Source organism: Variovorax sp. CF313 (assembly GCF_000282635.1).
Classification (GTDB): Bacteria; Pseudomonadota; Gammaproteobacteria; order Burkholderiales; family Burkholderiaceae_C; genus Variovorax.
The window spans coordinates 47,420-54,548 of record NZ_AKIW01000074.1 but is presented as its reverse complement, the minus strand read 5'-3'; the positions used below and the strand labels follow the sequence as shown (position 1 = coordinate 54,548).

Below are 7,129 nucleotides of genomic sequence, written 5' to 3'. Positions count from 1 at the left end.
GGTGTTGCCCCCGGTAGGGGGTGGGAGTAGCGACACGAAGTGCGCGAAGCCTGGGGGCGAGCTCAATACGTGCCCGGGTAGGCCCCACCGTCGGCCAGCACGTTCTGGCCGGTCATGTAGCCGGCCTGCATGCTGCAGAGAAAGGCACAGATGGCGCCGAACTCGGCCGGCGTGCCGAAGCGCCTGGCCGGGATGTTCTTCTTGCGGGCTTCCCACACGGTGTCGAAGTCCTGGCCCGACTTCTGCGCGGCGCCGGCCATCGTGCCCTTGAGGCGGTCGGTGTCGAACGAGCCCGGCAGCAGGTTGTTGATGGTCACGCCCTGCGCCGCGATGGGCGTGCGCGCCACGCCGGCCACGAAGCCGGTGAGGCCGCTGCGCGCGCCGTTCGACAGGCCGAGGATGTCGATGGGCGACTTCACCGAGCTCGACGTGATGTTGACGATGCGCCCAAAGCCGCGCTTGGCCATGCCATCGACCGTGGCCTTGATGAGCTCGATCGGCGTCAGCATGTTCGCGTCGACCGCCTTGATCCAGGCCTCGCGGTCCCAGTTGCGAAAGTCGCCCGGCGGCGGGCCGCCCGCGTTGGTGACGACGATGTCGAAGTCGTGGCCGAGTGCGAACACCGCCGCGCGGCCGGCTTCGGTCGTGATGTCGGCCGCCACGTGCTTGACGAACGCAGCGCCCGATGCACCCGCCGCTTCGGCCAGCTTCTTCGCCGCCGCTTCCAGCGCCTCGGCACCGCGTGCCACGATCACCACGTTGACGCCTTCGCGCACCAGCGCTTCGGCGCAGCCGTAGCCGAGGCCCTTGCTCGCGCCGCATACCAGCGCGGTCTTGCCTGCGATACCCAGATCCATGTTGTCGCTCCTATCGTGCAGGGGCTTCGCGCCCCTTGCGTGTGAAAACGAAGATGCCCGCGATCACGAGCACCGTGCCGGCCGCGATCCACGCGGTGAACGGCTCGCCGAGTATGACCACCCCCATGAGGATGGTCGACAGCGGCCCGATCATGCCGGTTTGCGCGGCCACCGCAGGGCCGATGCGCTCGATGGCCATCATCACCATGAGGACGGGCACCGCCGTGCACAGCGTGGCGTTGAGCACCGACAGCCAGATCACCTCGGGCGCCACCTGCATCGCCGCGCTCATCGGCCGCGTCAGCACGAACTGCAGGATGCACAGCAGGCAAGCCACGGTGGTCGCCAGGCCCACGAGCCTGAGCGACCCGAGGCGCTTGACGAACTCGCCGCTGTAGACCAGATAGCCCGCATAGCTCACCGCGCTCAGGAAGACCAGGAATGCGCCCCAGGCCGCCGCGCCGCCGCCCTTGCCGCCACCGCCGGTCCAGAGTTCGTGGCCGAACACCAGCAGCACGCCGGCATAGCTCACGAGCATGCCCAGCACCTGCGGTCGCGTCGGATGGCGCCGGTACAGCAGCCAGCCGAAGAACAGCACCAGCGTGGGGTTGAGATACAGGATCAGCCGCTCGAAGCCGGCCGAGATGTAGGCCAGCCCGGCAAAGTCGAGAAAGCTCGCGAGGTAGTAGCCCGAGAAACCGAGCCCGATCACGCCGATCCAGTCGCGGCCGGTGAGCGCCGGCTTGCCACGCCCCGCCCACCACGCCATGAGCGCGAACAGCGGCAGCGCGAACAGCATGCGCAGCATGATGAGCGTCACGGCGTCCACGCCGTAGCGGTACGCGAGCTTGACGATGATGGCCTTGCCGCTGAATGCGATGGCGCCCAGTGTGGCGAGGATCAGGCCGGACGCAACGCCTTTCCTTGCGCCCTGGTGAGGGGGAATGCCGATCGATGCGGCTGTCTTGTTCATTCCCCGATCATCCCTTGATCCTCAGTAGCCTGCAGCGAGGCCGTCGCGGCGCGGGTCGCTGGCGGCCACGTAGCCTTCGACCGACGGCTCGCCCGCGCGCCAGATGAACTGGCCGGCGCCGAAGTCCTGGTACGAATCGTCGATGACGTCGAGGTGGTGGCCCAGGTCGCGCAGGCCCTGCACCGTGGCCGGGTTCATCGCGGCCTCGACGTTGATCTCGAGCCCCGCGTTGAAGCGCCAGCGCGGCGCATCGCACGCGGCCTGCGGGTTCTGGCCGTAGTCGAGCATGCGCACCAGCGTCTGCATGTGGCCCTGCGGCTGCATGTTGCCGCCCATCACGCCGAAGCTCATCACCGGCTGGCCGTCCTTCGTGAGGAAGGCCGGGATGATGGTGTGGAACGGCCGCTTGCCCGGTGCCACCACGTTCGGGCTCTCGGCCTTCAGGCTGAAGCCGTGGCCGCGGTTCTGCAGGCTGATGCCGTACCCGGGCTCCACGCAGCCCGAGCCGAAGCCCATGTAGTTGCTCTGGATGAAGCTCACCATCATGCCGCGCTCGTCCGCTGCGGTGAGGTAGATGGTGCCGCCCTTCACGGGGTTGCCGGCCTTGAAGTCCTGCGCCTTTTTCACGTCGATGAGTCTCGCACGCGATGCGAGGTAGGCGTCATCGAGCATTTGCGCGGGGGTCACCGTCATCGACGATGGCTCCGACACGTAGCGATACACGTCGGCGAAGGCCAGCTTCATGGCCTCGATCTGCAGATGCTGCGAGGCGACCGAATCGACCGGCAGCGAGGCGATGTCGAACTTCTCGAGGATGCCCAGCGCGATCAACGCGGCAATGCCCTGGCCGTTGGGCGGAATCTCGTGCAGCGTGTGGCCGCGGTAGTCGCGCGAGATCGGCTTGACCCACTCGGGCTGGTAGGCCGCGAGATCGGCCACGGTGAGCGCGCCGCCCTGCTCCTTCGAGAACTTCGCGAGCGCCTCGGCGATCTCGCCGTTGTAGTAGGCCTCGCCCTTGGTGCGGGCAATGGCCTTCAGCGCCCGCGCAGCGGCCGTGAAGCGGAACAGCTCGCCGATCGCGGGCGCCCGGCCCCATGGCAGGAAGGTCTGTGCAAAGCCCGGCTGCGAACCCAGCAGCGGCGTGGCCGCGGCCCACTTGCCCTGCACCACCGGCGGCACGAGGTAGCCGCGCTCGGCGATGTCGATGGCCGGGGCCAGCAGGTCGGCGAACGGCAGCTTGCCGAAGCGATCGCTCAGCGCGACCCAGCCGCGCACCGCGCCCGGCACCGTGACCGAGTCGATGCCGCGCATCGGCGGCGTCGTGGCGTCGGCGCCATACTTGGCCTTGAAGTATTCGGGCGTCCAGGCCTTGGGCGCGGGGCCCGAGGCGTTCAGGCCATGCAGTTCCTTGCCGTCCCACAGGATGCAGAAGGCATCGCTGCCCAGGCCGTTGCTCACCGGCTCGACCAGCGTCATCACGGCGGCGGTGGCAATGGCCGCATCGACCGCGTTGCCGCCCTGCTGCAGGATGCGCAGCCCGGCCTGCGAGGCCAGCGGGTGCGATGTCGATACCACGTTGCGCGCAAAGATCGGGATGCGGGTGGAGAGGTACGGATTGTTGAATTCGAAGTTCATGTCGGTGTGCCTTGCCTTATTCGTTGGTGATCTTGCGGTCGACCACGATCTTTTTCCACTTGGCGGCGTCTGCTGCCACCATCTTCGCGAATTGCTCGGGCGTGCCCGGCGTCGCGGACTCGATGCCCAGGCGTGCGAGCTTTTCCTTCACCTCGGGGTCGGCCAGCGCCTCGTTGGCGGCCTTGTTGATTTTCGCGACGATGTCCACCGGCAGGTTCTTCGGACCATAGAAGCCGAACCACGTGTTCGACTCGTAGCCGGGCAGCGTATCGGCGATGGGTGGCAGCTCAGGCGCCAGCGGGCTGCGCTTGAGCGAGGTGACGCCCAGCGCACGCAGGCGGCCGTCGCGCACGTGCGGCATGCCGGTGGGCAGCGAATCGAACAGCACGTCGACCTTGCCGCTGATCAGGTCGGGGATCGCCAGCGCCGTGCCCTTGTAGGGAATGTGCGTGACGAACACGCCGGCCTGCGCCTTGAACAGCTCCGCCGTGAGCTGCACGATGGTGCCGTTGCCGCTCGACGCGTAGTTGAGCTTGCCGGGGTTCTTCTTCGCGTAATCGATCCACTCGCGCACCGTCTTCGCGGGCGAATTGACCGGCACCAGCATGATGCTGGCGGCATCGCCCACGTGCGCGATGGGCGTGAAGTCTCGCACCGTGTCGTAGGGCAGCTTGCTGACGGCCGGGCCGATCGAGTGCGTGCTGGTGGTGGCCAGCAGGATCGTGTAGCCGTCGGGCGCGGCCTTGGCGGCCTGGTCGGAGCCGATGGCGCCGCCCGCGCCGGGCTTGTTGTCGACCACCAGCGTGGTGCCGAGCTTGTCGCCCATCTTCTGGCCCAGCGTGCGGGCGAAGAGGTCGGTGGCGCCGGCCGCCGGGAACGGCACGATCAGGCGAATCGGCTTGTTCGGGTAGCCCTGCGCGAGGCTGGCGGACGAGGTGGCCACGCCGAGCGCAACGGCAAGCGCCTGGAGGAACTGGAGGCGTTTCATGTGCGGAATTTGTGCCTGTGAACGAGAAGTGGATGCTATGCAGCAGTGGCGCATCAAGCCAGATAATTCCGCTTATTCAACTATGAACACTGCTTATGACAAGAAGCACCGCGGAAGAGATCTCGCTGCAGCAGCTGCGGGCGCTGGCGGCGGTGGCCGAGACGGGCAGCTTCACGCTCGCGGCCGAGGCATTGCAGCTCACGCAGCCCGCCATCAGCCACCTGATCAAGCGGCTGGAAGAAGAGCTGGCGCAGCCTCTGGTGGTGCGCGGGCGCCGCATCCGCATGACCAACGCGGGCCAGATGATGGTCGACACGGCGGTGCGGGCGCTTCGGCTGATCGATGAATCCGTGGGCGCCTGCCGCTCGCAGTCGCAGCTGCGCGAAGGCCGCATCGTGCTCGCGGTGGGCCATCTCACGGCCGGCGCCCTGCTGCCGCCGCTGCTCGGGCGCTTTTCGCAGAAGCACCCGACGCTCGCGACCACGCTGCTCGACAGCACGGCGGAGCAAATGATCTCGCGCATCCTCTCGCAGGAGGCCGACCTGGGCTTCGGCTCGGACATCGGCCAGAAGCATTCGGAGCTGGCGACCGAGCCGCTGTTCTCGGACCGCATGGCCCTGTTCGTGCGCGAAGACCATCCGCTGGCGCAGCACGCGGTGGTCGATGCCAAGCACCTGGAGGGACTGCCGTTCATCCACGTCAACCCCGACGCCAACGTGTGGCGCGCCGTGAGCCGCCAGCTCGCAAGCATGGCCAACGTGTACCCGCGCGTGGTGCATCACGTGTCGATGCTGTCGACGGCGTTCGGCCTCATCCAGTCAGGCGCGGGGGTGGCGCTGCTGCCGCGCTACGTGGAGGTGCTGATGCCGGGCAACCTGCGCGCCGTGGGCGTGACGCGGCCTGCGCTGGAGTACCCGGTGGTCGCCGTGCGGTTGGCCAAGCATCCGCTGAGCCCGGCGGGGATGGCCTTCCTCGCGATGGCGCGACAGCACATGAAGCCGCCACGGGCGAGCAGACCGTAGGACATGACCTGGGTTTTGATCGGCGAGCACCAGCAGCGAGCCCTGCGCAGGCGCCCCGAAGCGATGCACACAGAAATGAAAAACGGCGCTCGAAGCGCCGTTCTTTCTGAAGTCCCGCGAGGGAACTCTGTCCGTCACTCTTCGACGAAAGCTTCCTCGCGCTTGGACTTGACTGCAGGCAGCAGCACGATCACAAGCAGCAATGCAGCCGCAGCCAACAGGCTCGCCGAGATCGGGCGCGTCACGAACACGCTCCAGTCGCCACGCGACAGCAGCAGCGAACGGCGCAGGTTCTCTTCCATCATCGGCCCCAGGATGAAGCCCAGCAGCAGCGGCGCAGGCTCGCAGCCCAGCTTGAAGAAGCTGTAGCCCACCAGGCCGAAGATGCCCACCATCCAGATGTCGAAGGTGTTGTTGTTGGTCGAGTACACGCCAATCGCGCAGAACAGCACGATCGCCGGGAACAGGAACTTGTAGGGCACCGACAGGAGCTTGATCCACATGCCGATCAGCGGCAGGTTCAGGATGATCAGCATCGCGTTGCCGATCCACATCGAGGCGATCAGGCCCCAGAACAGCTCGGGATTGCTGGTCATGACCTGCGGGCCCGGCTGGATGTTGTGGATCGTCATCGCGCCCACCATCAGCGCCATCACCGCGTTGGGCGGAATGCCCAGCGTCAGCAGCGGGATGAAGGAGGTTTGCGCACCGGCGTTGTTGGCCGACTCGGGAGCCGCCACGCCGCGGATGTTGCCCTTGCCGAAGGGCACTTCGCCCGGTTTCAGCTTGGTCTTCTTCTCGATCGTGTAGGCCGCGAAGGCCGCCAGCAGCGCGCCGCCGCCGGGCAGGATGCCCAGGGCCGCGCCCAGCGCCGTGCCGCGAAGCACTGCGGGCAGCATGCGCTTGAAGTCTTCCTTGGTCGGGAACAGGCCCGAGACCTTGGCGGTGAACACTTCACGCTCGTCGTCGGGGCGCGAGAGGTTGGCAATGATTTCGCCATAGCCGAACACGCCCATGGCGATGGCCACGAAGCCGATGCCGTCGGTGAGTTCCGGGATGTCGAAGCTGTAGCGCGCCACGCCCGAGTTCACGTCGGTGCCGACCAGGCCGAGCAGCAGGCCCAGCACGATCATCGCGATCGCCTTGAGCAGCGAGCCCGAGGCCAGCACCACGGCGCCGATCAGGCCCAGGATCATCAGCGAGAAGTACTCGGCCGGGCCGAACTTGAAGGCCAGCTCGGTCAGTGGCGGTGCGAAGGCGGCCAGGATCAGCGTGCCCACGCAGCCCGCGAAGAACGAACCCAGGCCCGCCGCGGCGAGCGCCGGGCCCGCACGGCCCTTGCGCGCCATCTGGTAGCCGTCGATCACGGTCACCACCGACGAGGATTCACCTGGCAGGTTGACCAGGATCGCAGTGGTGGAGCCGCCGTACTGCGCGCCGTAGTAGATGCCGGCCAGCATGATCAGCGCCGACACGGGCGGCAGCGCGTACGTGGCGGGCAGCAGCATCGCGATGGTCGCGACCGGGCCGATGCCCGGGAGCACGCCGATCAGCGTGCCCAGGATGCAGCCGATCAGGCAGTACAGCAGGTTGGTGAAGGTGAACGCGACGCCGAAGCCGGTCGCGAGGTTGTGGAACAGTTCCATGGCGGTGC

6 protein-coding genes are annotated in these 7,129 nt (G+C 67.4%); 1 reads left to right on the top strand and 5 read right to left on the bottom strand.

Going from position 1 to position 7,129, the window contains the following annotated elements:
- Positions 1 to 62 precede the first annotated feature (62 nt).
- From PMI12_RS18410 to PMI12_RS18395, 4 genes are read right to left on the bottom strand one after another with little or no spacing between them, the layout of a single operon-like run.
- Complete coding sequence (locus tag PMI12_RS18410) at positions 63 to 857, bottom strand: SDR family oxidoreductase (RefSeq protein WP_007835469.1); 795 nt, start codon at positions 855 to 857, stop codon at positions 63 to 65.
- A gap of 10 nt (positions 858 to 867) precedes the next feature.
- Positions 868 to 1,830 (bottom strand): DMT family transporter, encoded by a 963-nt coding sequence (locus PMI12_RS18405; protein WP_007835467.1) that lies wholly within the window; start codon positions 1,828 to 1,830, stop codon positions 868 to 870.
- A gap of 21 nt (positions 1,831 to 1,851) precedes the next feature.
- Positions 1,852 to 3,465 (bottom strand): gamma-glutamyltransferase family protein, encoded by a 1,614-nt coding sequence (locus PMI12_RS18400; protein WP_007835462.1) that lies wholly within the window; start codon positions 3,463 to 3,465, stop codon positions 1,852 to 1,854.
- Positions 3,466 to 3,481: 16 nt separating this feature from the next.
- Complete coding sequence (locus PMI12_RS18395; RefSeq protein ID WP_007835460.1) at positions 3,482 to 4,453, bottom strand: Bug family tripartite tricarboxylate transporter substrate binding protein; 972 nt, start codon at positions 4,451 to 4,453, stop codon at positions 3,482 to 3,484.
- Between the two features lie 95 nt (positions 4,454 to 4,548).
- Here PMI12_RS18395 and PMI12_RS18390 point away from each other — a divergent pair, with 95 nt between their 5' ends.
- Positions 4,549 to 5,475, top strand: coding sequence for a LysR family transcriptional regulator (locus PMI12_RS18390; protein ID WP_007835458.1), 927 nt, complete (start codon positions 4,549 to 4,551; stop codon positions 5,473 to 5,475).
- 134 nt (positions 5,476 to 5,609) lie between these two features.
- Here PMI12_RS18390 and PMI12_RS18385 read toward each other — a convergent pair whose 3' ends face one another.
- On the bottom strand, positions 5,610 to 7,121 hold the full coding sequence (locus PMI12_RS18385; protein WP_007835456.1) for a tripartite tricarboxylate transporter permease: 1,512 nt from the start codon (positions 7,119 to 7,121) through the stop codon (positions 5,610 to 5,612).
- Positions 7,122 to 7,129 lie beyond the last annotated feature (8 nt).